Genomic DNA, 25,297 nt, shown 5'->3' on the forward strand with positions numbered 1-25,297 from the left:
GAGAGGCTTGACCGTCCCTTGCCCTGATCGAGCCCTGACCATGACTCCCAAACGCAAGCAGCGCCTGTATATCGTCACGGCCATCGTGCTGCTGGCCGCCCTCGCGGTGGGCCTGACCCTCTATGCCCTGCGCGCCAACATCAACGCCTTTTATACCCCGACGCAGATCGCCAGTGGCGAAGCGCCTCAGGGGCGGCAGATCCGTGCGGGCGGCATGGTGCGTGATGGCAGTGTCAGGCGCGACAACGAGACGCTGGATGCCATCTTCACCGTCACGGATTTCGATCATGACGTGACGGTGCATTATCAGGGCATCCTGCCGGACCTGTTCCGTGAAGGGCAGGGCGTGGTGGTGATGGGCACCTTCGATGGTGAGCATCTCGAGGCCAGCGAGGTGCTGGCCAAGCATGACGAGAAGTACATGCCGCCGGAAGTGACCGATGCACTCAAGGCCTCCGGGCGTGATGTGTCTGGTAACAGGACCGGGAACAAGACGGGCAACGAGACCGGCAATGCGGCTGACAACAAGACCAGCGACAGCAGCGCTGCCAAGGCCGCGCTCGATCCGCAGGAGACCCCGTGATGGTGACGCAACTGTTGCCGGAAATCGGCCACTTCGCGCTGATTCTGGGCGCCTGTCTGGCCTGTGTGCAGGCGGTCGTACCGCTGGCGGGGGCCAGTACGCGCCGTCCGCTGTGGATGAGCTTCGCCCAGCCGATGGCCTGGGGGCAGTTCCTGTTCGTGCTGATCGCCTATGCCTGCCTGACCGCAAGCTTCCTGCTGGATGATTTCAGCGTCGCCTACATCGCCAACAACTCCAACAGCCAGCTGCCGTGGTACTTCAAGTTCAGCGCCGTGTGGGGTAGTCATGAAGGCTCGGTACTGTTGTGGAGTCTGATACTGGCCGGCTGGGGCTTTGCCGTCTCGCTGGGCGCGCGCCATCTGCCGCGCGACATGCTGGCACGGGTGCTGGGCATCATGGGGCTGATCTCCACCGGCTTCATGGCCTTCGTGCTGCTGACCTCCAATCCCTTCGCGCGCCTGCTGCCGGACATGCCGGCTGACGGCACGGACCTCAATCCGCTGCTGCAGGACATCGGGCTGATCATCCACCCGCCGATGCTCTACATGGGCTACGTGGGCTTCTCGGTGGCGTTCGCGTTCGCGATGGCGGCACTGATGGGTGGGCGTCTCGATGCCGCCTGGGCACGCTGGGCGCGCCCCTGGACCAACATCGCCTGGGCCTTCCTCACCGTCGGCATCGCGCTGGGCAGCTGGTGGGCCTACTACGAGCTCGGCTGGGGCGGCTGGTGGTTCTGGGACCCGGTGGAGAACGCCTCCTTGATGCCGTGGTTGGTCGGTACCGCCCTGATCCACTCGCTGGCGGTCACCGAGAAGCGCGGCGCCTTCAAGAGCTGGACGGTGCTGCTGTCGATCTTCGCCTTCTCGCTGTCACTGCTGGGCACCTTCCTGGTGCGCTCCGGCGTGCTGACCTCGGTGCACGCCTTCGCCAGTGACCCCGACCGCGGACTGTTCATCCTTGTGCTGCTCGGCATCACCGTCGGTGGCTCGTTGCTGCTGTTCGCGCTGCGCGCACCGCGCGTGCGTTCGACGCTGGGCTTTCACTGGCTGTCACGGGATGCCTTCCTGCTGGTCAACAATCTCGTACTGCTGGTGATGATGGTCACCGTGCTGCTGGGCACCCTCTATCCGCTGGTGCTGGATTCGCTGGGGCTGGGCAAGATCTCGGTGGGCCCGCCGTACTTCAATGCGCTGTTCGTGCCGCTGACCACGCTGCTGTGTGCCTTCATGGGCCTCGGGCCAGCCTCGCGCTGGAAGCAGATGCCGGGCCGCGAGCTTACGCGTCGCTTGGCGCTGGCCGGCAGCGCGGCACTCGTCATCGGCGGCCTGCTGCCGCTGACGCTGGATATCGAGTGGAGCTTCTCGGTGGCGCTCGGACTGGTCATCGCGCTGTGGGTGGTGCTGCCGCTGCTGCGCGACCTGTGGGACAAGAGTGCCTCTAAGGCGGGTCGCTGGGCGGGGCTCAAGCGCCTCACACCCAGCTACTGGGGCATGCAGCTGGCGCATCTGGGGCTGGCGGTGACCATCGTCGGCGTGACGCTGGTCTCCAATACCGAGGTCGCCGAGAACGTGCGCATGGTGCAGGGCAAGGAAGTCAGCGTGGGCGGCTATCAGTTCCGCATGACAGAACTTGGCGAATATCGCGGCCCCAACTACCTGTCGGACCGCGCCACGGTGGAAGTCAGCCGAGATGGTGACCCCGTGACGACACTGCATCCCGAGAAGCGTCTGTTCCTGGCCAGCGGCATGCCGATGACCGAGACCGCGCTCGATGCCGGCTTCACGCGTGACCTCTACGTCGCCATGGGCGAGAAGCTGGATGACGACAGTTGGGCGGTACGCATCCAGGTCAAACCCTTCGTGCGCTGGCTGTGGCTGGGCGCCCTGTTGATGGGGGCGGGCGGCGTGATCGCCGTGCTGGATCGCCGTTATCGTCGCCGTGTCGAGGCCAGCACGGCCTCTGACACCCGCTCCCTCACCACACAGGAGGCTCGCCCATGAATGTTCGTCGTCTGGTGCTGTTCGTGCCGCTGGTGGTCGTGGTGGGGCTGGGCGCCTTCCTCTACCAGCGCCTCGATGATGACCCCTACGCACGGGACTCCGCGCTGCTGTCACGGCCCTTCCCCGAATTCTCGCTCAGCACCTTGAGTGATCCGCAGGCGCGCCTCGATGCTTCGCTGCTCAAGGGGCAGGTCAGCCTCGTCAACGTCTGGGGCGAGTGGTGCCCGACCTGCAAGCACGAGATGCCGCAGCTGCTGGATCTCGCCAGCCGCGGCGTACACATGGTCGGCGTCGACTACAAGGACACCCGCGCCAAGGGCCGCCAGTTCCTGGAGGAATTCGGCAACCCGTTCAGCGTCAATCTGTTCGACCCCGAGGGCTCGCTGGGCTTTGATCTCGGCGTCTATGGGGCACCGGAAACCTTCCTGGTCGATGCCGAGGGTATGATCCGCTATCACCACACCGGCTACATCCGCCCCGAAGATGTCCGCGACGTCATCCTGCCGACGCTGGAGCGCATTGCGGAGCCCGCGACTGATGCCGCCAGCATGCCCGATGAGGAGGCCAGCTCATGAAATCCGTGCTCAGGAGTTTCGCCATCCCGCTGGTGCAGGTGCTGGTGGTGCTGATGTTTCTTGCCTGGCTGTCAGCCGGCAAGGCGCAGGCTGCCATCGAGATGCATCAGTTCGACAACCCTGTGCTGCAGAAGCGCTACGACAGCCTGACCGCCGCGCTGCGCTGCCCCAAGTGTCAGAACCAGGCGATCGGTGACTCGGAGTCCCCCATCGCCGGTGACATGCGCCAGAACGTGGCGGACCTGCTCAAGGACGGCCGCAGCGACAGCGAGATCCAGAATTTCATGGTCGCGCGCTTCGGCGAGTATGTGCTCTACAACCCGCGCCTCGATGGGCGCACCTGGCTGCTGTGGGGCGGTCCGGCTGTCCTGATTCTGCTCGGCTTGCTGGTCGTGACCCTGATCGTGCGCGCCCGGCGGCGTGCGCGAGTGCGTGCGCTGGATGATGATGAGCAGGCGCGCCTGTCGGCGCTGCTCAAGACGCACCGGCAGACCAGCGATGAGCTTGAGGCTGCCAGTGATGGGCAGACGTCAGGCACTCAAGACAGCTCGCCGAACGCCAAGGAGCGCTCATGATCCTGTTATGGCTGGCGATTGCCGTGCTGTTGATTCCCGCCGGCTGGCTGCTGTTGCTGCCGTTGCGTCGGGCGCGTCGTGTGCATGCCGATCAGCAGGCGTTCGAGGACAACGACAGCCTCGGCGCCGAGAACGTGCGTGTCTATCGGCGCCGACTGGCCTCGCTGGAGCGCGGCCATGCGCGCGGTGAGCTGGATGACACGGCGCTGGCGGAAGGGCGGGTCGAGCTGGAACGCAGCCTGCTGGAAGATGCCGAATCCCTGAAGCGCTCTCCGCTCAAGGCGGCCAGCAGCGGCCGCGTGCTGGTGCCCGTGTTGCTGGTGGCGATGGTGGCGGGCTCGCTCTACTGGTATCAGCGCGAAGGCGCGAGCGGGGACCTGGCGCTGGCGCAGGCGATTGCCGCCACGCCGATCCATGATGCCGCCAGCTTCGAGGCGCGCATCGCCCGGCTGCGCGCCGAGACCGAGGCCCAGCCCGACAACGCCAAGGTGTGGATGGCGCTATTCCCGCTCTACCGCGATGCCGGACGTCTCGATGAGGCCATGCAGTCGCTCGAGACGTTGATCACGCTCGAAGGCCGCGTGCCTGCGCTGATCGCGCAGCTGGCGCAGCTCAAGTTCTTCGCCGCCCAGCGCACCCTGACCGAGGAGGTCCAGACGCTGGTCGATGAAGTGCTGGCGGCCGATCCGCGTCAGCCGACGGTACTCGGCCTGCTCGGGATCGAGGCCTTCGATCATGCCCGCTATCCAGAGGCCATCGATTACTGGCGCAAGGCGATTGCCGGCTTCGAGAATCCCGATGCCGCCAAGGCGCTGCGCGAAGGCATCAAGGCCGCACGCCAGCGCATGGCCAGTGCCGGTGATGTCGATGCCTCGGTCGCCCTGGCCAACTCGGTCGCGCCAGATCAAGGCGCGGCGGCTGATCAGGACAGCAAGGAGGGCGCTGCACGCCTGACGCTCAAGGTGTCACTGGACCCGGCGCTCAAGGCGCAGCTGGCGGCGCTGCCGGTCAGTGCCGAAGCGGCGACCCTGTTCATCGTGGCGCGTGATGGCGAAGGCAAGCTGCCGCCGCTGGCAGTGGTGCGCACCACCGCGGACAAGCTGCCGCTGACGCTCACTCTGTCGGACGACAACGCCATGGCCCCGATGGCGCGGCTCTCGATGGCCGAGCGCGTCACGCTCGTGGCGCGTATCTCCGCTTCCGGGCAGCCGACGGCCCAGCCGGGGGATCTCGAAGGCAAGCTCGAGAATGTCATCGTCACCCGCAGTGCTGACGCCGGCGGCGAGAAAGGCGCTGATGCGACACAGGCGCCGCTGGCACTGCGCATCGATCACCGCGTCACTCAGTAAGCCGCGATTGGCCCCTGGCCCGCGCGATGACGGCTTCGTTTGTCATTGCGCCGGTTGGGGCCATCGCTGCTTTTGGGTAGACTGCGCGCTGGTTTTTCGAAAATACCCTCGATGACCGGCTGTCTCGTCGTAAGGACATGTTTACCTTGCGGCGGTGCGGGCTCCTATCGAAAGGCCTGCGACGCCGCGGTATTTCAGGTTTTTCTGCGTCAGAGCTTCTTTCTCTAGAACTTATTTCTTCAGAAGTTATTTCTTCAGACCTTCTTTCTCCAGACTCAAGGACGCGCCAGGCGCAATGCGGCTCAAATCGATCAAGCTGGTCGGCTTCAAATCCTTCGTCGATCCGGTCACCGTGCCCTTCGACAGCAACATGACGGCGATTCTCGGCCCCAACGGCTGCGGGAAATCGAACGTCATCGATGCTGTGCGCTGGGTGATGGGCGAGTCCAGCGCCAAGAATCTGCGCGGCGAGTCGATGACGGATGTCATCTTCAATGGCTCCACCGGGCGCAAGCCGGTGGGGCAGGCCTCCATCGAGCTGACCTTCGACAATGCCGATGGCAGCCTCGGTGGCGCCTGGTCCGAGTATGCCGAGATCGCTGTCAAGCGTCTGGTGACGCGCGATGGCCAGTCCGGCTACTTCCTCAATGGCCAGAAATGTCGCCGGCGTGATATCGCCGACGTCTTCCTCGGCACCGGCCTCGGGCCGCGCTCCTACTCCATCATCGGTCAGGGCATGATCTCGCAGCTGATCGAGGCGCGCCCGGATGACCTGCGTAGTACCCTCGAGGAAGCCGCGGGCATCTCCAAGTACAAGGAGCGCCGCCGCGAGACCGAGAACCGCATGAAGCGCACCCAGGAGAACATGGAGCGCCTGGATGACCTGCGTGAGGAGCTCGACAAGCAGCTCGAGCGCCTCAAGCGTCAGGCCGAGGCCGCCAAGCGCTATCAGACCCTCAAACAGGACGAATATCGCCTCAAGGGCGAGCTGGCCGTGTTGCGTCGGCGGGGCCTGCGTGCGCAGCAGCGCGAGCAGCAGTCACGCGTCGCGGAGCTGGAAACCGGCGTCGAGCGCGAGATTCTTGGTCAGCGTCAGTGCGAGAGCCAGCTGGAAGAGCAGCGCTATCAGCACGACGAGCTGGCGGGAGAGCTGGAAACCCATCAGGCCGCTTTCTATGAGACCGGCGCCCAGATCGCGCGTCTCGAGCAGAGTCTTGAGCATGCCCGCACCCGTGAGCAGCAGCTGGCGGCGGATCTCGAGATGGCCAGGCGTGAGCTGAGCGACATCCAGCGCGTCGAGGGTGAGGACGGCGAGCGCCTCGAGATGATCGATGCGCGCCTGGAAGTTATCGCCCCGGAACTCGAGCTGGCCCGCGAGACCCTCGAAGGGCTCGAGCTGTCATTGGAGGAGGCCGAAGAGCGCCGCCAAGACAGCCAGAGCGAGTGGGAGCGCTTCAGTCAGGCCGACAACGAATCCCAGCGTGGCGCCGAGCGGGCCCAGAGCGAGATCCAGCAGCTCGAGAATGCCATCGCCGATGCCGAGCGCCAGCGCGAGCGCCGTCGCCAGCAGCTGGCGGAGCTGCCGGATGTCGCCGAGTTGCGTGAAGCCCGCGAGGAGCTGCGCGAGCAGCTCGATGAATTGTCGCTCAGCGGCGAATCGCTGGAGTCGCGTCGCGAGCAGGCCAGTGAAGCCCGTGAGCAGGCCCAGGCTGATCGTCTGGCGCTGGATGGAGAGCGCGATCAGCTGCGCCAGCGTCGCAACGTCTTGCAGGGCGAGAAGGCCTCGCTTGAGGCACTGATCGACGCGGCGCTGCGTGACGACGATGACAGCCTGGCGAGCCACCTGGAGCAGCATGGGCTCGCCGAGACCCCGGCGCTGGCCGAGGGGCTCGAGGTCGCCGAGGGCTGGGAATCGGCCAGTGCCTGGGTGCTGGGCCCCTTCCTCAAGGCGCGCCTGGCGGCGAGCGAGCCGTCGCGTCTGGCCACGCTGATGGATGAGCTGCCCGGCGGCGAGCTGTTGCTGGTCGATGGCACGCCGGCGTCCAGCGCGGCAGACCGACCCGCTGGCACCCTGGCGGCGCAGGTGAGTGGCGCGGATGCCTTGGCCGGCTGGCTGGCCAGCATCCACTGTGTCGAGTCGCAGGCAGCCGCCTGGGCCAGGCGTGATTCGCTGGCCGCGCACGAGAGCGTGCTGACCCCGGACGGCCTGTGGTTGGGGCAGGGCTGGAGCCGCCGTCAGGTGGCCGGTGAACGTGCCGATAGCGTCATCGCCCAGCGGGCGCGCCTCGAGCAGGTCGTGCTGGAACTCGAGTCACTGGATGAGCGTCTCGAGGAGATCGAGACGCGTCTGGCCGCAGCCGCCGAACAGATTGCCGGCGCCGAGCAGCAGCTCGAGCATCTGCGCGTCGAAGAGCGGGAGCTTGGCGAGCGCCAGCGTGAACTCAGTCTCAAGGAGGCCGGCATCGCCAGCCGCCTGGAGCATGTCGATGGCCGCGCTCGTGAGCTGGATGAGGAGCTCGAGCAGCTGGCGGAAACGCGCGAGAATCAGGCCCTGACGCTGGAGGAGGCGCGTGAGCGCTGGCAGCAGGCATTGGAGGCGGTCGAGAACAATGCCCAGTCGCGCGAGTCGCTGGAGCGTTCACGGCGCGAACATCAGGAGGCGCTGGCCGGGCTGCGTGCCCAGCTGGCGCCCGCGCGTGAGCAGGTCAACCGTCTCGACATGGAGCGTCAGCGCCTGACCACCGAGCGTGACGGCATGCAGGGCCAGCGCATGCGAGCCGTCGAGCAGCGCGAGAAGCTCGCCGAGCGCATCGAGATGCTCGAGGCCAGCCGCGAAGAAGCCTCACTGCCGCAGGAAGAAGAGCGCGAAAAGCTCGAGATGCTGCTCGAGACGCGTCTGTATCAGGAAACCAAGCTCAACGCCTGTCGTGACAAGACTCATGAATTGGTCGAACAGATGCGTCAGGCGGAACAGTCGCGTCAGACTCATGAGCGCAATCTCGAGGGGATTCGCCAGCGCCTCGAGGAAGGCCGCATGCAGGTGCAGGCGCTGACCCTCAAGGGCGATGCGCAGGACGAGCAACTGGTGGAACTGGGCTATGACGAGGCGGCGATCGCGCAGCTCGAGGACGAGCTGGACCCCAATGCCACCGAATCGGCCTGGAGCCACAACCTTGAGCAGATCGGCGAACGCATCAAGCGGCTGGGGGCCATCAACCTGGCGGCCATCGATGAATACGACCAGCAGGCCGAGCGTCGCAACTATCTGGAAGCCCAGCATGCCGAGCTGAGCGAAGCGCTGGAGACCCTCGAGCGCGCCATCCGCAAGATTGATCAGGAAACACGGGTGCGCTTCAAGGACACCTTCGACAAGGTCAATGCCGGAATCCAGGCGCTTTTCCCCAAGATCTTCGGGGGCGGAACCGCATGGTTGACGCTGACTGGTGATGATTTGCTGGAGACGGGAGTCGCGATCATGGCGCGGCCACCGGGCAAGAAAAACTCCACCATTCACCTGCTGTCAGGCGGCGAGAAGGCACTGACGGCACTGGCGCTGGTCTTCGCCATCTTCCAGCTCAATCCGGCCCCGTTCTGCATGCTCGATGAGGTGGATGCACCGCTGGATGATGCCAACGTCGGACGCTATGCAAGGCTGGTGAAGGAGATGTCGGAAAGCGTACAGTTCATCTATATCACCCATAACAAGATCGCCATGGAAGCGGCAGATCGGCTGATGGGTGTCACCATGCAGGAACCCGGCGTCTCGCGCCTTGTCTCTGTAGGGATAGAAGAAGCTGCCGTGCTTGCCGAAGCGTGAGGGAAAAGCCGTTCAGGAGGGCAAGGTCATCCTCCGGCGTGGTAGCCAGTGGCCGCCTTGGCGGCCTAGTTGGCAAGATCGTGTTGCATCTAGAGATCGAAAGCACTACGAGTTTGCGTCATAGTGTCAGTCAGGGATAATTGAAGGGCGATTGCGCAGGTCACCACCACAGGATTGACATTCGAAAAAATGTCCCCTTTTTCTGCAATCGCGCTATGCTGTTCACGTGCATGGTGCCCAAGCAAACAGGCTAATGACCCATGGAATTGAGAGAGTGGCTCATCTTGTTGGGGTTGGTGCTGGTCGCAATCATCGTCGTTGACGGTGTGCGCAGGCTCCAACGTCAACGTCGAGTACCCCGACTGGATCGAGCGGGTACAGAGGATTCCACCGACGATGCGGGCAATCCCGCGGTGGAAGAAGAGGAAGAACGTGACAACTGGGAGCTGCCGAACGGCGGCTACCGGGTGGTTGGCGATTCCGAGACGCATGCCGAGGCCGAGGAAGATGTCGTGCTCGACAATGCTCACGGCATCAAGGCCTCGCGGGTGACTCAGCCGAGTCGTCCGGTGCAGCCCATGGAGCGTCGTGAAGCGCCGGAGCGCAAGGGCTTCGGCGAGCGTGCGGCTGCCTTCGGTGCACGTGCCAGCCAGTCAATGCGCGACGTGACGGCCAGTCTGGGCGCACGGCGTGATGACGAGCACGAGCACGACGATGCGCATCGTGAGCCCGTGCTCGGCAGCGCCTCCAGTGAGCAGGCCGAGACGGCGCGCGAAGACGACTTCCATGAGAAGCCGGTGATCACCGCCGAGGACGACAGCATCAGCGTCTCCTCCACCCAGGCCGATGATCTCGAGCCGATGGCCGAGATCGAGGAAGGTCAGGATGCCAGCACTGAGGCGTCCTCCGCTGGCAAGCCGGCCGATGTCGCCGGCAGTGCTTCCCAGCGCCAGGAACCTTCACTGGAAGCGGCTGCCGATGCCACAGCGCCCGAGGATGATCGTCATCCGCTGGTGCTGCGTGCCGAACGCAATCAGGTCGATGACCAGCTCGCACGTGACACCCTGGCCGATGCCAGTGAAGTCATCATCATCTCGGTGATGGCGCGTGGCGATGAAGGCTTCAGCGGTGAAGACGTGCTGGGCATCTCGCTGGCCTGTGGTCTGCGTCATTCCGAGATGGGGCTGTTCCTGCGCCACGAGGAAGATGACGACGACAGCCCGCTGCAGTTCGCGATGGCCAACGTGGTCAAGCCGGGTATCTTCAAGCCGGCCGAGATGGTGGACAGCCAGCTGGATGGCGTCACCTTCCTGATGCCGCTGCCGGGCGCGGATGACACCTCTGCCGCCTTCGAGACCATGGTCGAGATCGCCATGCTGCTGGTGCGTCGTCTGGGCGGTGAGCTGAAAGACGAGAACCACAGCGTGATGACGGCCCAGACCATCGAGTTCAAGCGCCAGCAGGTGCATGAGTTCGAGCGTCGCAATCGTCTGCATCGCTACCAGGCCAACTGATCGACTCCCCAGCCATTCTCTGAGTCGACCAGTCATGCCAGAACGCCAACGGCGACCTTCGGGTCGCCGTTGGCGTTTGCGTATCCTGCCGGCCTCTTGCAGCCCCTGCCAGCCCCTGACTGTCGCCCGAAGTGCTTGAATGTGTGGCCTGTCGATCACATTGAGTACAATGGCAGCATCAGGGCGACCCCTCTGCCTGCAAGTCTTTGCAAGCTCTTGCAAGTGCGTCAGGTCGGAGGGTTCGCCACCCGTTTTCAGGTCGCTCAGCGCTGCCTTCTGGCAGTGCTGGCGAGCCACTGTTTCGAGTGAGTGTCATGTCAGCCCAGGATGATCTGTTTTCGGCGCCCGCCGATGATTCCAACGCCGCGAGCGCTTCCCGCTCCGCTGCACCGGCCGCAGTGGAAGGCGTGCCTGCCAAGGTGATGGAGGAGGTCGCGCAGCTGCATCGCGAGCTGCTCGAGGCCAGCCACCGCTATTACGTGCTGGATGATCCGACGCTGACTGATGCCGACTACGACACACGCCTGCGTCGCCTCGAGGCGCTGGAAGCCGAATATCCCCAGCTGATCACCTCGGAATCGCCCACCCAGCGTGTCGGAGCCGCGCCGGCCAGCGGGTTTGAAGAAGTGCAGCATGCGGTGCCGATGCTGTCGCTCAACAACGCCTTCGATGACGATGAGCTGCGTGCCTTCGTGCAACGTGCGGCGAAAACGCTGGAGCTGGGAGACGCCCAGGACGCGGGTGACGAGCTGAGCTTCTGCTGCGAGCCCAAGCTCGATGGCCTGGCCGTGTCGCTCATCTACGAGAATGGCGTGCTGGTGCAAGGCGTGACGCGCGGCGATGGCCGCACCGGCGAAGGCATCACCACCAATCTGCGCACCATCCGCTCGATCCCGCTCAAGCTGCGGGGCGATGATCTGCCGGAGCTGCTGGAAGTGCGCGGCGAGGTCTACATGAGCCACGCTGGTTTCGAGGCGCTGAACGCGCGCGGCCGCGACGAGGATGGCAAGGTGTTCGCCAACCCGCGCAATGCCGCCGCCGGCAGCCTGCGCCAGCTGGATTCCAATATCGCCGCCTCGCGTCCGCTGGAATTCTGCGCCTACCAGGTCGCGCGGGTGGATGATGCGCTGCTCGCCAGCGAGGCCGGCCAGAATCATTCCGGCCTGATGGCGCTGCTCAACGACTATGGCTTCCGCACCAGCCCGCAGCTTGAGGTGGTGCGCGGGGCCCAGGGCATCATCGACTACACCCGCCGCCTCGGTGAGCAGCGTGATGGCCTCGACCACGACATCGATGGCGCGGTCATCAAGCTCGATGCACTGCGCCTGCAGCGTGAACTGGGCTTCGTGGCGCGCGCGCCGCGCTGGGCCATCGCCTACAAGTACCCGGCGCAGGAACAGGAAACCACCCTGGAAGGCGTCGATTTTCAGGTCGGACGCACTGGCGCGCTGACACCGGTCGCCCGGCTGGCACCGGTGCAGGTCGCCGGCGTGGTGGTCTCCAACGCCACACTGCACAACATGGACGAGGTGGAACGTCTCGGCGTGCAGATCGGTGACAGCGTCATCATCCGCCGCGCCGGCGATGTCATCCCGCAGGTGGTGCGGGTCGCCAGCGAAGGCGCCAGCCGCGAAGCCATCGTGCTGCCGGACGGCTGCCCGGTGTGCGGCTCCGAGATCGAGCGCCTCGAAGGCGAGGTGGTGGCACGCTGCGCGGGCGGACTGATTTGCGCCGCGCAGCGCAAGGAAGCCCTCAAGCACTTCTCCAGCCGCAAGGCGCTGGATGTCGATGGCCTCGGTGAGAAGCTGATCGAGCAGCTGATCGAACGTGAGCTGGTCAAGACGCCGGCGGACCTGTTCCACCTGGAAGCTGCCACCCTGGCCGAGCTGCCGCGCATGGGCGAGAAGTCCGCCGCCAATCTGGTCGCCTCGCTGGACAAGAGCCGCAATACCACCTTGGCGCGCTTCATCTACGCCCTCGGCATCCGGGAAGTCGGGGAAGCCACCGCCGCGAATCTGGCCATGCACTTCGGCACGCTTGAAGCGCTGCGCGCAGCCGATCAGGCCGCGCTGGAGGCAGTGGAAGATGTCGGCCCCATCGTCGCCGCGCATATCCATACCTTCTTCCAGCAGCCGACCAACAACGAGACGCTGGATGCGTTGCTCGCCTGCGGCCTGAGCTGGGAAGAGGTCGAGATCGGTGAGCGCCCCCAGCCGCTGGCAGGCCAGACCTGGGTGCTGACCGGCAGTCTCGACAGCATGACGCGTGATGAAGGCAAGGCGCGCCTGCAGGCGCTGGGCGCCAAGGTGGCGGGCAGTGTCTCGAAGAAGACCGCCGGTGTGGTCGCCGGCGAGGCAGCGGGCAGCAAGCTCGAGAAAGCCATGCAGCTGGGCCTCACGGTGCTGGACGAAGAGACCTTCGTGAAGCGCCTGGCCGAATGGGAATCCGGTGCTGATGCACAGCAGGACAATCCGCAAGCCAATGTGCAAGACAGCGCGGGAGAGGATGCATGAGTACGGATACGCTGAACGATGCACCGCAGGCGGCGCCACGCCACCCTGATGAAGGACAGGAGCTACCCATGAGCCAGATGCCACTTGATCAGATGGACCCGCGGGACCGCTTCATCGAGGTGCCGCAGACCATGCTGCCCGCCGATACACGGCGCGCCCTGCTGGAAGCCTTCGTCACCCGCCAAGGCTATGACACCACCGATGTCGGTGAAGGCATGGCCGGTTGGGTCGCGGAGCTGGAAGGCCAGCTGTCACGCGGCAAGCTGCTGATCGTCCATGATATCGGCACCGAATCCACAGAGGTGATGACGCTGGAGCAATGGCAGTCCTTCGGTCGCCAGCTGGCGGACGACGAGGAAGAGGGCGACTGAGCCCAGCCAGCGGTCATGCTGTGTTGAGCATGCCCTGATCCTTACCCTGCCCCTGACCTCGGGGCTGGAAACGACAACGCCCCTGGCACAGGCCAGGGGCGTTGTCGTTCATGAAGCGCCAGTTGTTGCACCAGTTGGTGCGGTTAGTGGCGTCTGGCGATGCGCCGGATCATGCGAACCACATCGGCACGACCAGGCTCGAGATCAGCAGAATCAAGGCCCCGCCCAGGCGCGAGGAAATCTGCGCGAAGGGCATCAGCTGCATGCGATTGGCCGCCGAAAGCACGGCGACGTCACCCGTGCCGCCCATGTTGGCCATGCACAGGCCAGCGGTGATGGCCGACTCGATGGGATAGAAGCCGACCAGCTTGCCCACCAGACCCGCACCAAAGGCGGCGCCCGCGACGACACCGAACACGATCACCACGTAGGTGATGGTGATGGCATCGATCACCTGGCCCAGATCGGTATAGGCCACGCCGATGCCGAACAGCAGCGCGAAGGTCCAGTTGCCTGCCACGAACCGGAACCATTGGGCGGCGGCCTGATTGATGTTCTCCGGTACCAGGTTGGCGCACTTGAGCACGGCGACCGCGATGATCATCAGCGCGTAGGGGTGCAGCGGAATGACCTTGCCGAGAATCTGGCTGGCGACGAAGAAGCTCAGGGCAATCACCATGCCGATGCCCAGCTGGGACAGGTCAGGCGTGCTCTTCTCTTCGCGGACATTGACGCCCGGCATCATCTGGCCGCCACCGGTCAGTGACGGGAAGCGCTTGCCAAGCCCGTTGAGCAGCCCGGCAATGATGATGGCGAAGACATTGCCCAGGGCCAGTGCCGGCACCAGGATCGAGATATAGTAGCTGGCCGGTTGCCCCAGCAGCTGCTCGTAGATCTGGCTCATCGGCACGGCGCCGGCGCCCATGCCGCCGCCCATGATGGGCAGGGCGATGACCATGACGGCATCCTTGGGCGAGAAGCCCATGACCCAGCCGACCAGCATCGCGAAGAGCGCCGCGAACAGCACCGAGCACAGCAGTGGCAGCGCGAAGCGGGCCCCGACCTTAACCAGCACGCGGGAGTCCATGCCGAGAATGCTGCCGGTGATCAGCGCCGCGATGTAGAAGTTCAGAAAGCCACCGGCCTTCATGAACTCACTGACATTCGCCGTGACCTCCTGCGGCAGCCAGCCGCTGTAGACCAGCGCTGCGGCACCGAAGATGGCGAGAATGGCGCCGCCACCCAGATAGCTGTTGATGATCGGCAGGCGGTCGCCCAGAAAGCCCAGCAGCTCCCCGAGAATCATCATGACCAGCAGCGCGCCGATCATGCCGGCAGGCAGGGTGTCGGTGGCGATGGCGGCGACAAGAACCAGGAAGGACAGGGCGAAGATCGGCAGCGACATGCCGAAGATGCGCGTCTTCTGCCAGGGGGACTCTGCGGCAGGCGTGGCCGTGGCGGTCTGCGAGGAATGTGTCATGCATGCTCCTTGTCCTGCACTCTGTCGTTGCAGGACCTGTTGTCATGCCCGGACGCGTTGGCGTGGCATCGCGGGATCGTTTGGGACGGGGAAGGGACATCATGTTCGCGCACTGGATGCGCGTCACAGGGAGCTTACGGTGTGGCTCCCGAGGGCCAAGTTTTGCGAATTAAAGAAAGCCTTTTGAAACTTATGAAAGCGCCGGCTGCCGCTCGCCCATGCGCGGGGCCGAATGGCCATGCCACCAAGGGGGCACATGGCTTGTCCGGCGTGTTGCGGCATTCTCAACCCGGGCTGAGCGCGCTGACCTCATTGCTCGCCGCCGGCATGGTGATCGTCAGCCTGCTGGTCGCGGCCTGGCTCTTCAGTGCCCAGCTGGAGCGGACCCAGCGCGAGATCCAGGGCCAGCGCATTGCCGCTCTTGCCCAGCGTATCGCGCGTCTGCCCGAGGTGCGTTCTGCCCTGAGCGAGGCCAGCTCGCCGCAGGCTGCGCCTCCTGTCGCGGACAGCCGCCTGGCGGCACGCATTGAGCGACTGCGTCGGGAGAATGCCGTCGACTTCATCGTGGTGATGCGCCCGGATGGCCTGCGGCTCAGTCACCCGGACCCCGCACGCATCGGGCAGCCCTTCCAGGGTGGCGACGAACAGCGTGCGCTTGCCGGCGCCTCCTACCTCTCCGAATCCCGCGGCACGCTCGGCGAAAGCCTGCGCAGCTTCGTTCCGGTCATGGCGAATGCGTCCAGGGGCGGTGAGCGCGCCGTCGTCGGTGCGGTGGCCATCGGTATCACGCTGGATTCCCTGGGGCGGCGTCTGGCCGATGAGAAGCGTCAGCTGCTGCTCGGGCTGGGCGTACTGATGCTGTTCGGCACGCTGGGCGCACTGGGATTGGCGCACTATCTGCGCAGGCAGCTCAAGGGGCTGGAGCCGGCAGCCATCGCGCGTCTGGTGGAAGAGCACCAGGCGGTGCTGGCCAGCCTGGAAGAAGGCATCATCGTGGTCGACCCCGAGGGGCGGATCACGCTGGTGAATGCCGCGGCGCGCGAGTTGTTGGGGGCCTTGCCGACGCTGGGCGAGCGCCTTGATGACTGGCTGCCTGACACCGGCATGCGTGAGTGCCTTGTCGCGCGCCAGCCGGTGAGCGAGCAGGAAGAGGCCCGCTTGCGCCAGGTCACTCACGGCGGGCGGCGATTGCTGGTGCGTTGCCAGCGGGTGCATGATGGCGAGCTGCTGATGGGCGGCGTGCTGGTACTGCGCGAGCACGACCGCATGCAGCGCCTCGCCGAGGAGCTGACTGGCGTCCGCCGTCAGGCGGAGTCACTGCGTGCCGCGCGCCATGAGTTCCGCAACCGGCTGCATGTGCTGTCGGGCCTGACACAGATGCAGGACCTCGCCGGTCTGCGCGATTATCTGGCGTTGCTGGTGGAGCGGGAGTTGCCGGCGGATGCCGCGGCCGCCGAGCGCATCGCGGACCCTCTGCTGGCAGGTCTTCTGATCGGCAAGCACAGCGAGGCTCGCGAGCGTGGCATCACGCTGGCGGTCGAGCTGGAGATCGAGTGCCATCATGGCCGCTGCGCTGAGTGGGGAATGTCACAGGACGAGGGCGCTCAGGCCGAGTTTCCGGTGCTGGAGCGTAGCTTGAGTCATGATCTGGTCAGCGTGATCGGCAATCTGCTCGACAATGCCTTCGAAGCGCTGGAGGAGGTGGGCGCTGACGCTCACGCCCCGTCTGTGACCCTGGGGTTGATGCTGGAATCACTGGAGGCGTCGGCAGAGGCGCAGTTGTCGATCAGCGTGGCGGACAACGGCCCCGGCCTGCCGACGGAGCTGAGGCAGACGGCACGCATGGCGGGGGTGAGCAGTCATGGAGAAGGCCGCGGGCTGGGCCTGTCGCTGGTGCAGGAGATCGTGACCGTGCGTGAGGGCGAATGGCACCTCTATGCGCCCTCGGGCGGCGGTACCCTGGTCGAGCTGACCCTGCCTTGCCGACTGCTGACTGGCGCGGCGCCCTGATAGGGGGCCGCGCATCACGGGATGGCGTTGCGGCCGGAATTTGCACAACGAAGGAGCCAGAGCGCATGCGTGTGCTGATAGTCGAAGACGACCCCATGGTCATGCGTCTCAATGTCGAATACCTCAGTCGCATCGACGGCATGCGCTTGGTGGCCCAGTGCGAGGATGTCGCGACGGCACTCGACGTGCTGGCGCAGGAAGCGGTGGACCTGGTGCTGCTGGATGTCTATCTGCGCAGCCGCAGCGGGCTGGAAGTGTTGCGATGGCTGAGGCGCCACGCCGCCCCCGATATCCAGGTGATCCTGATCACCGCCGCCAGTGAGGCGGACACGGTGCGCAGCGCACATGCGCTCGGGGTGTGCGATTACCTGGTCAAACCCTTCAGCTTCGCCCGTTTTCAGCAGGCGTTGGCACTGGCGCGTCGCGGCCGCCAGCAGCTGGAGAGCCTAGAGGGTGAAGTCAGCCAGCAACAACTGGACCAGCTTTTCGGCGTGCAAGGGCTGGTCAGCGGCGCTGCGGGCGCGGTACCCGAGGGGCGCCTGCCCAAGGGCGTGACGGCGGCGTCACTTGCCCTGGTGGCCAGTGCCATCCAGGCGTTGCCGCGTGAGGAAGGCAGCTTCACCAGTGAGGCGTTGTTGCCTGCCACCGGCATGTCGCGGGTGACCATCCGCAAGTATCTGCGCCATCTCGCGGCCTGCGGCATGCTCAGTGAGGCCTTCCACTACGGTCAGATCGGCCGGCCATCCTTCACCTATCAGGTCATCGACCGTCAGGCCCTGTCCAGACAGTGCCGTCAGGCCTGAGTGATACCGACCTCTCAGCGCCGCTGGACGATATCGCGGATCAGACGGCGTCCCGGATGCAGGTGCTCGGCCAGTTCGCGTTCCAGCGGCAGCGGTTCGCCACACAGTTGCGAGGCGATCAGTTCGGCGCACAGCGGGGCGGTGGTGAAGCCGCGTGAGCCGTGTGCGGTGGAGAGCCACAGGCCGGGCAGGTGGGCGCCGCTCGACTGTGGCACGCGCTTTTTCGCATCGAAGGCCATGGCGGCGTAATCCTCACGCCATTGCGCGGCGTCCGGTGCCGGGCCGGCCAGCGGGCTCTTGTCCGGGCTGGCGGCGCGCCAGGCGACACGTCCCTGCCAGTCATCGTCTTCCAGCCTGACGCCACGCGCCTGCTCCCAGGCGGTGACGAAGGCGGGCAGGGCACTGCGCAGCTCCGCGACATTGGCGGCGTGGTCCGTCTCGCGGACTGCATCATCCTCATCGCGCGGGGCGAAGGTCGCGCCGAAGCTGAGCGTCACGCTGCCATCGGCGTGGCGCTGATAGGGCGAGACATAGCCACCGGCGCAGACCACGCTGTCGAGCGCGGGCAGGTGCGCGGCGTGTTCCGGCGCTACCGTGATCTCGCTGACCTGGCCGCGAATCGGCTGCAGTGGCAGGTGTGCGAGCGGCTCGGGCAGGTGAGTCTGCTCCCCCAGCGCGACGATCAGCTGATCGACTTCCATGCTGGTGCCGTCGCTGGTCTGCAGCTGCCAGCGTGGCGCGCCGTTGCCTGTCCCTGCGTCTTCCTCTCTGCCTTCCCCAGCCCCCAGCGACTGAATGGCCTCGATGCGCGCCTGCAGGAAGCGGATGCCCGGGGTGGTGGCGAGACGCTGGCAGAGTGCGTTGGGGCGCACCCAGCCGGCGACCGGATAGAAGAGGCCGTCGAAGGCGATCTCGCTGCCGGCGATCCGGCTGGCCTCGATGGCGCTGACATGCGTGAGCAGCGCCTCGGGCAGCGGGTGATTGCCGAGGAAACGCTGCTGGCGCTTGCGCTCACGCTCGCTGGTGGCCAGCTGCAGCACGCCGCTGGCGGACCACAGGGTCTGCTCGGGGTCGAGGCTTGCCAGCCAGCGCCGGCTGTACTGCAGCGCGGCCAGCTGGAAGCGACTGGCGGGATTGGTCTCGGCGGCCAGCTTGACGTAGAGCGCGCCCTGGCGATTGCCGGAGGCGCGCGCGCCGGGGGCTTCGGCATCGATCAGCGTGACCTGCACGCCGCGCCGTGCCAGCGCCTCGGCGCAGCTGGTGCCGGCGATACCAGCGCCGAGTACCGCGACATGCGTCTCGCGAGCGATCGGCGCGGGCTGCGGGGGCTGAGTCCAGGGCTGCTCACGACGCAGCGGGTGAAGGGCGCCACGCACCGCGTGCTCCCTCATGGGGGCATGACCGGATGCGGGTGAGGCATCAAGTCCCATCAGTTTGGCGCGCGCGGCGGCGGTCGGCTCGTCCAGCTCGCCGCAGATCATCTCGCGTTTCATGCCGTGGCCGGGCACCTTGCGCCACGCGAAGCCTGCCGCGCGCAGGCCACGCCGCACGAAGCCCGCGGCGGTGAAGGTGGCGAAGGTCGCCGTGGGGCGCGAGACACCCGCCATGGCCGCGAACAGCTCGGGTGACCACATCTGTGGGTTCTTCGACGGCGAGAAGCCATCGAGGAACCAGGCATCCACGCCACCTTCCAGGCGCGACAGGCGCTCCACCGCATCGCCGAAGTGCAGGTCCAGGGTAATGCGCTCATCCAGCCACAGGCGGTGCACGCCGAGGACGGCAGCGGGCCATTGAGCGACCAGTGGTTTCGCCAGTGAGGCGAGATCCGGCCAGGCGGACAGTGCCCGCTCGAGGTCCGCGGCGCGCATCGGGTGCTTTTCCACCGAGACGACATGCAGGCGCGCCTCGGCGGGCGCCGTCGCCAGGAAGCGCTGGGCGGCGCACAGGATGTTGAGGCCGGTGCCGAAGCCGGTCTCGCCGATCACGAAGGGGCGCGCTTCCCGCCAGTCACGGAAACGCTCGCTCAGACGATTGCTGTCGAGGAAGACGTGCACGGTCTCGGCGCGGCCATCGTGGATCGAGAAGTACACATCGCCGTAATCGGTGGCCTGTGGCGCGGTGTCGTCCCACTCGAGCTGCGCCTCCTCCAGTGCCGCCAGTGGCGCCAGTGGTACGTCCGGCACCACGCCGGGCGCCGTGACCGGCTCGATCGCGCTCGGTGGCGTCGTGGCAGGCTTGCGTGCCGCGGTGGCCGGGGCTTGCTGCGGCGAAGTCTGGCGGGCTGACGAGGCGGTCTGATCAGTCAGCTCCTGCTCAGAAGCTGACTGGCCGGGTGCGGGCTGGCGGGGGGAGGAGGGGCGATCGTTCACGGGCATTCCTGGCAGGAGGTCGAGCGGGAGAGCAGCACAGCGAGGCAGCGGCAGAGCAAGGCCTGCAACGCAGACGACGGACAGCCAGGCTGTCCGTCGTCTGTGAGAAACCGCCGGTCAGATGACCGGTCGGGCGCCGGGCTAGGGCAGGGTCTGCTTGAAGGGCTTCACTTCGGCGCTTTCATAGACACCGGCGATGACGAAGGGATCGGCATCGGCCCACTTCTGGGCGTCTTCGAGGGAATCGAACTCGGCGATGATGACGCTGCCGCTGAAGCCGGCTTCGCCCGGTGCTTCGCTGTCGATGGCCGGGTTGGGGCCGGCGATGACCAGACGACCGGCGGCATGCAGCGCTTCCAGACGTGCCAGATGCGGCGGGCGCGCCGCCATGCGCGCTTCGAGGCTACCTTCGACGTCCTGACAGACAATGGAGTAGAGCATCACGAATCATCCTTTTGAGAATTGGTCGAGGAAGCGTTCTCTTCCTGAGGGGCCTGCACCATGTGACGGGACAGGTAGACGCCCTGAACGATGACGAACAGCAGTGTCAGACCGAGCATGCCGAACAGCTTGAAATCGACCCAGATGTCTTCCGAATAGTGACTGAAGACGTAGATGTTGAGGCCGCCCATGGCGAGGAAGAATACCACCCAGGCCAGATTGAGGCGGTGCCAGATGGGGCGTGGCAGCTGAATCGCCTTTTCCATCATGCGCTCCACCAGCGGCTTGCCGCCGAACAGCGGTGACAGCAGGAAGGCGACGGCAAACAGCCAGTTGACCACGGTGGGCTTCCACTGGATGAAGGAGCTGTTGCCGAACAGCACGGTCGCGCCACCCAGCACGACGACCAGCGCCAGGGTGACCAGCTGCATCTTCTCGACGCGCTTGTGGCGCCAGTAGATGTACAGCACCTGCGCGAGGGTCGCGGGAATCAACACGGCGGTAGCCATGATCATGTCGCCAGTCATCTTGTAGACGGCGAAGAAGATCACGATCGGCAGAAAGTCGAGCAACATCTTCATGGGTAATGCGCACTCCTGAACACGACGACGCAGCCGTCGGGAAGGCAAGGGCCTGTGCGAGTGGTATCCTGTCTGACACCAGCGGCGCGCCCCTGCCTGCATGTGCTCATTCTGCCGCCATTGCTGCCTGCTGACAAAGCCCCTGTGTGTCCGGGCGCGCAACGCAGCCAATACTGCCCGACGTCTGGCCCGCTGGATCGCCTGCATCTCAGGCATCGCGTGGCACAGACGTTCATCCCGAGAGGTTCCCCGTGTCCGACGTTCTGTCCGACTCTTCGCCGATTTCCGCATCCCGCAAGCCGATCGAGTTTCGCCCGCTGCCGGAGCGCTTCGATTCCGATATCGAGGTGCCGGACATCGACCTGCACATGCATTCCACCGCCTCCGATGGCGGCATGGCACCGACAGAGCTGGTGGCGCTGGCCGCGCGGCGCGGTCTGTCACGCATGTCTCTGACTGATCACGACAGCATGGAAGGCATCTTCGAGGCCCAGCAGGCCGCCCGCGCCGAGGGAATCTCGTTGCTGCCCGGCTGTGAGCTGTCGGTCCGCTGGCGCAACCAGACCATCCACATCGTGGCGTTGATGCCCGAGGGCGCCGGCGATGCGCTGAGTGCCGGTCTCAAGCAGCAGCACGAGGCGCGTGAACGCCGCAGCCACGAGATCGCCACGCGCATGGAAAAGCTCGGGCTCGAGAATGCCTTCGAGCGCGCCCGGGAACAGGCCACGCTGAGTGGCTCAGGCGATCGCCCGCTGTCACGCCCGGATTTCGCCCGCGCGCTGGTCGAGGCCGGGATTGCACGCAACCTGCAGGACGCCTTCAAGCGACACCTGGGCGCAGGCCAGAAAGGCGACGTCAAGGCGCACTGGCCGGAGATGGAAGAGGCGGTGGGCTGGGTGCGTGCCGATGGCGGCATCGCCGTGATGGCGCACCCGATGCGCTACAAGCTGACGCGTACCAAGCGTGGCGAGCTGCTGCGTGACTTCATTGCCGCCGGTGGCGAAGGCGCGGAGCTGGTCAGCGGCTTCCAGAATATCGATCGCGCGCGTGACCTGGCGCGTCAGCTCGATGAGCTGGGCCTCTACGCCTCCGTCGGCAGTGACTTCCACTTCCCCGGCGGCCCGCTGGCGCCCGGCAGCATGAGTCCGCCGCCCCGCACCAAGGTGCCGCCCGTGTGGTGTCATCCGCGCATCGCGCCCTTTTTTGCGGCCGACGCTGCCTCCATGTGATATCAAGAGATCACCGTGACGCCAGCCCGCCTGCCGGGCTGGCGCCCAGACGCAAGGAGCACCGCATGGGACAGTTCTTCCAGATTCATCCCGAAAATCCCCAGAAACGCCTCATCGATCAGGCCGTCGCCATCATCCAGCAGGGTGGCGTGATTGCCTATCCGACCGACTCCGGCTACGCGCTGGGCTGTCATCTGGGCGAGAAGAAGGCCATCGAGCGCATCAAGCGCCTGCGTCAGCTGGACGACAAGCACAACTTTACCCTGGTGTGTTCTGACCTCTCGGAAATCGGCACCTACGCCAAGGTCGACAACGCCATCTTCCGCCTGCTCAAGAGTCACACGCCGGGCGCCTATACCTTCATTCTGCAGGCGACTTCCGAAGTGCCGCGCCTGCTGCTGCACCCCAAGCGTCGCTCCATCGGCGTGCGCGTGCCGGACCACGCCATCACCCACGCCCTGCTGGAAACCCATCGCGAACCGCTGATGAGCGTGACGCTGATTCCGCCGGGTGAGGAGCTGCCGATGACGGACGCCGAAGAGATTCGCGAACGCTTCGGACACGCGCTGGATCTGGTCATCGACGGCGGCGCCTGCAGCTTCGAGACCACCAGTGTGGTGGACCTGCGCGAGCTGCCGCCGGTGATCGTGCGCGAAGGGCGCGGCGATATCTCGAGCTTCACGGAGTGATCGCGACAGCGTAGCGCTTCACGGCGCTGACATCGCCTTGCCATACGAAGACGCCCCCGGACCTTGCGGTCGCGGGGGCGTTGTCATTTCTGAGGCGTTGTCATTTCCGAGGAGTGGTCGTGTGCTGAGTGATTCTCGGCTTCGTCAGCTGCGGTCGCGGTCGGGAGGCCCGCTCTCGGGAGGCCCGCTATCGGGAGGCCCGTTATCGGGAGGTTCTGGCTGATCCCCCGATGGCGTCTCAGCGTCAGGCGCAGATTCGGACTCCGGCTCTGGATCAGGTTCTGGCGCTGTCTCCGGTTCTGGCTCGCGCGGGTCGCGGGTGTCCTCGTCCAGCCAGGTGCCGCAGAACTTGCAGTACTTGGCGTTGCGATCATGGCCTTCACGACCACAGCCCGGGCAGGCTTCGTCGCTGGTCTGCTGCATGCGCAGGCCGTTGAGGACCTCGGCCGAGAACACCCCGGTGGGCACGGCGAGAATCGAGTAGCCGAGAATCATCATCAGCGCCGAGATGAACTGCCCCAGCGGCGTGATGGGCGCGATGTCGCCATAACCCACCGTCGTCAGCGTCACCACGCCCCAGTAGAGCGCCTTGGGAATGGAGGTGAAGCCGGCCTCGGGCGGCTCGATCAGATAGATCAGAGCGCCGAACACCGTGACGATGCTGAGCACGGTGATGAAGAACAGCAGGATCTTGCGCCGACTGCGCGTCATGGCCTCGACCAGCATGCGGCCCTCGCCGACGAAGGCCATCAGGCGCAACACGCGGAACAGGCGCAGCACACGCAGTACGCGCACCACCAGCAGGGCCTGGGCGCCCGGAATCAGCAGCGACAGCCAGGTGGGGGCGATCGACAGCAGATCGAGCACGCCGTAGAAGCCCTTGGCCCAGGTGCCGGGATGCTTCAGGCAGTAGAGGCGGACGGCATATTCCAGCGTGAAGATGATCGTGAAGCCCCACTCCATGATGCGGAACAGCTCGCCGTATTGCGCATTCAGCGAGGGCACGCTGTCGAGCATCACCACGGCGACACTGGCGAAGATCATCAGGATCAGGCCGATATCGAAGGCCTTGGCCGCCTTGGTATCGGATTCGAAGATCCAATGGAACAGCCGCGCGCGCAGGCGGCCCGTCGCGGGCTCGTAGTCGCTGGGGTGCGAGGGTGTCGCTGGGGGGCTTTGCGGCGTGCTGCCATATTCATTGGCAGGGCCCTGGCGTTCAGGCATGCAGGCTTCCTTGACGGGCGTGACGACGCCGGATGAATGTCAGGGCGTATCGGGGATGTCTCAGTGTGTGACCTTCAGTGACTGCCCGGCCGTTGTCCATCAGCCAGTGGTCTAGCGCCTGGTGGCTGGGCAGTCAGTGTCGTGCTGAAGTTCAGCCGCGCAGCGTCGCGAGCAGTGACAGGCTGTGCTGGCCGAACTCACGAGTCGCCCAGTCCTGTGAGGCGTCGCCGTCGCTGCTTTCCAGCGCCTCGACCAGCGCCACCGCATGGATATGGCCGGGATGCTGGCTGGCGGCCAGCCGCGATGCGAGGGCCGACAGGGCGGCCAGCGCATGCGCGTGCCACTTGAGGTCGTCTTTCGCCTGACGGTCGGCGTGGGCATCGAGCGCATCGATGGCGGCGGACAGCAGCGCGCGGGGGTCAGCGGTATCCAGCGTCTTCTCATGCCATTCGCCATCCCGCAGCGCCGCACCGCGCTTGGCCTTGCTGGCATCCGCCGGGCGCAGTGCCAGGCGACTGGCCAGTGAATCCGCCAGCTGCCAGAGCACGCCTTCTCTCACCTCGGGGGCGAGTTCTTCGCCGCCGGTCAGCTCGAGCTCGATTTCCTGGATGGCCACTTCGCGACCACTGGCCTTCACCGCGCCCAGGTCCAGCGCCATCTCGACGCCGACGGTGACCTGCTCGTCGCCCACATTCGCGTCGCTGTGTGTCGCCTTGACGTCGATCTGCCAGGCATGACGCTCGAAATCGGTACTGAAGCTGGGCGCGAGTGCACTCAGCAGCTGCTCGCGGGCGCCGTCTTCCAGCGCCTGCAGGGGCGGCAGGTCACGCAGGCCGTCGAGGTCGAGGCCGGTCTGGCCCTCGGGCAGCTCCCACTCCCATTCGCCGCGTGAATGCAGTCCGCCATGGCTCTCGCCGCTGGTCTTGAGCGTCTGGCGCAGGGCGCCCGTGCTGTCGGCATCCTCACCGCTCTGGCGCAGACGCAGCGCCATGCGCGCGCGCTCCAGCGCATGCTCGGGGGTGTCGAAGTAGGTGTTGGCCAGCCAGCGCCGCCTGGGGGCGACCGTTGCCAGTTCTGCAATGCTCTTCAGTGTCTCCAGAATGGCATCGCGATCAATGACGGGTTGAGACAGTGCCAGTTTGAGTTCGATTTCCTGCGCCATGATGGGCACTCC

Annotated in this window: 19 protein-coding genes; 13 read left to right on the top strand and 6 right to left on the bottom strand. The window is 65.7% G+C overall.

Annotated features, from left to right (window positions below; translation table 11 throughout):
- The first annotated feature begins 40 nt into the window (after window positions 1-40).
- From ccmE to QD280_RS10980, 9 genes are all read left to right on the top strand, one after another.
- Complete coding sequence (gene ccmE / locus QD280_RS10940) at window positions 41-583, top strand: cytochrome c maturation protein CcmE (protein WP_279839227.1); 543 nt, start codon at window positions 41-43, stop codon at window positions 581-583.
- Window positions 583-2,583 carry a heme lyase CcmF/NrfE family subunit gene (locus tag QD280_RS10945; protein WP_279839280.1) on the top strand — a complete coding sequence of 667 codons (2,001 nt, stop codon included), beginning with the start codon at window positions 583-585 and terminating at the stop codon, window positions 2,581-2,583. Before ccmE ends, QD280_RS10945 begins: the two co-directional genes overlap by 1 nt.
- Window positions 2,580-3,158 carry a DsbE family thiol:disulfide interchange protein gene (locus QD280_RS10950; protein ID WP_279839228.1) on the top strand — a complete coding sequence of 193 codons (579 nt, stop codon included), beginning with the start codon at window positions 2,580-2,582 and terminating at the stop codon, window positions 3,156-3,158. The genes QD280_RS10945 and QD280_RS10950 overlap by 4 nt, the downstream gene beginning before the upstream one ends.
- The gene (locus tag QD280_RS10955) at window positions 3,155-3,733 is read left to right on the top strand and encodes a cytochrome c-type biogenesis protein (RefSeq protein WP_347881967.1); all 579 of its coding nucleotides are present in this window, start codon (window positions 3,155-3,157) and stop codon (window positions 3,731-3,733) included. Before QD280_RS10950 ends, QD280_RS10955 begins: the two co-directional genes overlap by 4 nt.
- Window positions 3,730-5,082, top strand: a complete 1,353-nt coding sequence (gene ccmI, locus QD280_RS10960) for a c-type cytochrome biogenesis protein CcmI (protein ID WP_279839229.1) — start codon at window positions 3,730-3,732, stop codon at window positions 5,080-5,082. Before QD280_RS10955 ends, ccmI begins: the two co-directional genes overlap by 4 nt.
- Window positions 5,083-5,377: 295 nt before the next feature.
- The gene (smc, locus tag QD280_RS10965) at window positions 5,378-8,899 is read left to right on the top strand and encodes a chromosome segregation protein SMC (protein ID WP_279839230.1); all 3,522 of its coding nucleotides are present in this window, start codon (window positions 5,378-5,380) and stop codon (window positions 8,897-8,899) included.
- Window positions 8,900-9,312: 413 nt separating this feature from the next.
- The gene (locus QD280_RS10970) at window positions 9,313-10,413 is read left to right on the top strand and encodes a cell division protein ZipA C-terminal FtsZ-binding domain-containing protein (protein ID WP_279839231.1); all 1,101 of its coding nucleotides are present in this window, start codon (window positions 9,313-9,315) and stop codon (window positions 10,411-10,413) included.
- Between the two features lie 422 nt (window positions 10,414-10,835).
- Complete coding sequence (ligA, locus tag QD280_RS10975) at window positions 10,836-12,926, top strand: NAD-dependent DNA ligase LigA (protein ID WP_279839283.1); 2,091 nt, start codon at window positions 10,836-10,838, stop codon at window positions 12,924-12,926.
- Between the two features lie 92 nt (window positions 12,927-13,018).
- Window positions 13,019-13,297, top strand: coding sequence for a YheU family protein (locus QD280_RS10980; protein WP_043333752.1), 279 nt, complete (start codon window positions 13,019-13,021; stop codon window positions 13,295-13,297).
- A 169-nt stretch (window positions 13,298-13,466) separates the two neighbouring features.
- On the opposite strand, the gene QD280_RS10985 is transcribed toward QD280_RS10980, so the two are convergent.
- Window positions 13,467-14,777 carry a 2-hydroxycarboxylate transporter family protein gene (locus QD280_RS10985; RefSeq protein WP_043333707.1) on the bottom strand — a complete coding sequence of 437 codons (1,311 nt, stop codon included), beginning with the start codon at window positions 14,775-14,777 and terminating at the stop codon, window positions 13,467-13,469.
- Between the two features lie 192 nt (window positions 14,778-14,969).
- On the opposite strand from QD280_RS10985, the gene QD280_RS10990 reads away from it, so the two are divergent.
- Both QD280_RS10990 and QD280_RS10995 read left to right on the top strand, forming a co-directional pair.
- A complete protein-coding gene (locus QD280_RS10990) occupies window positions 14,970-16,787 on the top strand; it encodes a sensor histidine kinase (protein WP_279839285.1) in 1,818 nt (605 codons plus the stop codon).
- A 65-nt stretch (window positions 16,788-16,852) separates the two neighbouring features.
- A complete protein-coding gene (locus tag QD280_RS10995) occupies window positions 16,853-17,590 on the top strand; it encodes a response regulator (RefSeq protein WP_175089931.1) in 738 nt (245 codons plus the stop codon).
- A gap of 14 nt (window positions 17,591-17,604) precedes the next feature.
- On the opposite strand, the gene mnmC is transcribed toward QD280_RS10995, so the two are convergent.
- From mnmC to QD280_RS11010, 3 genes are all read right to left on the bottom strand, one after another.
- Window positions 17,605-19,959, bottom strand: coding sequence for a bifunctional tRNA (5-methylaminomethyl-2-thiouridine)(34)-methyltransferase MnmD/FAD-dependent 5-carboxymethylaminomethyl-2-thiouridine(34) oxidoreductase MnmC (gene mnmC, locus QD280_RS11000; protein WP_347881968.1), 2,355 nt, complete (start codon window positions 19,957-19,959; stop codon window positions 17,605-17,607).
- Window positions 19,960-20,100: 141 nt separating this feature from the next.
- Window positions 20,101-20,400 (bottom strand): YciI family protein, encoded by a 300-nt coding sequence (locus QD280_RS11005; RefSeq protein ID WP_043333710.1) that lies wholly within the window; start codon window positions 20,398-20,400, stop codon window positions 20,101-20,103.
- Window positions 20,400-20,981, bottom strand: coding sequence for a septation protein A (locus QD280_RS11010; RefSeq protein ID WP_043333711.1), 582 nt, complete (start codon window positions 20,979-20,981; stop codon window positions 20,400-20,402). Before QD280_RS11010 ends, QD280_RS11005 begins: the two co-directional genes overlap by 1 nt.
- 368 nt (window positions 20,982-21,349) lie before the next feature.
- On the opposite strand from QD280_RS11010, the gene QD280_RS11015 reads away from it, so the two are divergent.
- On the top strand, window positions 21,350-22,210 hold the full coding sequence (locus QD280_RS11015) for a PHP domain-containing protein (protein ID WP_131432877.1): 861 nt from the start codon (window positions 21,350-21,352) through the stop codon (window positions 22,208-22,210).
- Window positions 22,211-22,275: 65 nt separating this feature from the next.
- Entirely contained in the window at window positions 22,276-22,899 is a 624-nt protein-coding gene (locus QD280_RS11020) for an L-threonylcarbamoyladenylate synthase (protein WP_054555307.1), read from the top strand.
- Window positions 22,900-23,043: 144 nt separating this feature from the next.
- On the opposite strand, the gene QD280_RS11025 is transcribed toward QD280_RS11020, so the two are convergent.
- Together QD280_RS11025 and QD280_RS11030 are read right to left on the bottom strand one after the other, a co-directional pair.
- Window positions 23,044-24,123, bottom strand: coding sequence for an ion transporter (locus QD280_RS11025; protein ID WP_279839234.1), 1,080 nt, complete (start codon window positions 24,121-24,123; stop codon window positions 23,044-23,046).
- Window positions 24,124-24,274: 151 nt separating this feature from the next.
- Entirely contained in the window at window positions 24,275-25,285 is a 1,011-nt protein-coding gene (locus tag QD280_RS11030) for a CYTH domain-containing protein (RefSeq protein WP_279839235.1), read from the bottom strand.
- Window positions 25,286-25,297: the final 12 nt, after the last annotated feature.

The organism is Cobetia sp. 1AS1, assembly GCF_029846435.1.
GTDB lineage: Bacteria > Pseudomonadota > Gammaproteobacteria > Pseudomonadales > Halomonadaceae > Cobetia > Cobetia amphilecti.

Bases quoted from the DNA above. Each gene is read 5' to 3' on its own strand.
- ccmE (WP_279839227.1), top strand. From the start codon at position 41: ATGACTCCCAAACGCAAGCAGCGCCTGTATATCGTCACGGCCATCGTG.
- QD280_RS10945 (WP_279839280.1), top strand. From the start codon at position 583: ATGGTGACGCAACTGTTGCCGGAAATCGGCCACTTCGCGCTGATTCTG.
- QD280_RS10950 (WP_279839228.1), top strand. From the start codon at position 2,580: ATGAATGTTCGTCGTCTGGTGCTGTTCGTGCCGCTGGTGGTCGTGGTG.
- QD280_RS10955 (WP_347881967.1), top strand. From the start codon at position 3,155: ATGAAATCCGTGCTCAGGAGTTTCGCCATCCCGCTGGTGCAGGTGCTG.
- ccmI (WP_279839229.1), top strand. From the start codon at position 3,730: ATGATCCTGTTATGGCTGGCGATTGCCGTGCTGTTGATTCCCGCCGGC.
- smc (WP_279839230.1), top strand. From the start codon at position 5,378: ATGCGGCTCAAATCGATCAAGCTGGTCGGCTTCAAATCCTTCGTCGAT.
- ligA (WP_279839283.1), top strand. From the start codon at position 10,836: ATGGAGGAGGTCGCGCAGCTGCATCGCGAGCTGCTCGAGGCCAGCCAC.
- QD280_RS10980 (WP_043333752.1), top strand. From the start codon at position 13,019: ATGGACCCGCGGGACCGCTTCATCGAGGTGCCGCAGACCATGCTGCCC.
- QD280_RS10985 (WP_043333707.1), bottom strand. From the start codon at position 14,777: ATGACACATTCCTCGCAGACCGCCACGGCCACGCCTGCCGCAGAGTCC.
- QD280_RS10990 (WP_279839285.1), top strand. From the start codon at position 14,970: ATGAAAGCGCCGGCTGCCGCTCGCCCATGCGCGGGGCCGAATGGCCAT.
- QD280_RS10995 (WP_175089931.1), top strand. From the start codon at position 16,853: ATGCGTGTGCTGATAGTCGAAGACGACCCCATGGTCATGCGTCTCAAT.
- QD280_RS11005 (WP_043333710.1), bottom strand. From the start codon at position 20,400: ATGCTCTACTCCATTGTCTGTCAGGACGTCGAAGGTAGCCTCGAAGCG.
- QD280_RS11010 (WP_043333711.1), bottom strand. From the start codon at position 20,981: ATGAAGATGTTGCTCGACTTTCTGCCGATCGTGATCTTCTTCGCCGTC.
- QD280_RS11015 (WP_131432877.1), top strand. From the start codon at position 21,350: ATGCATTCCACCGCCTCCGATGGCGGCATGGCACCGACAGAGCTGGTG.
- QD280_RS11020 (WP_054555307.1), top strand. From the start codon at position 22,276: ATGGGACAGTTCTTCCAGATTCATCCCGAAAATCCCCAGAAACGCCTC.
- QD280_RS11025 (WP_279839234.1), bottom strand. From the start codon at position 24,123: ATGCCTGAACGCCAGGGCCCTGCCAATGAATATGGCAGCACGCCGCAA.
- QD280_RS11030 (WP_279839235.1), bottom strand. From the start codon at position 25,285: ATGGCGCAGGAAATCGAACTCAAACTGGCACTGTCTCAACCCGTCATT.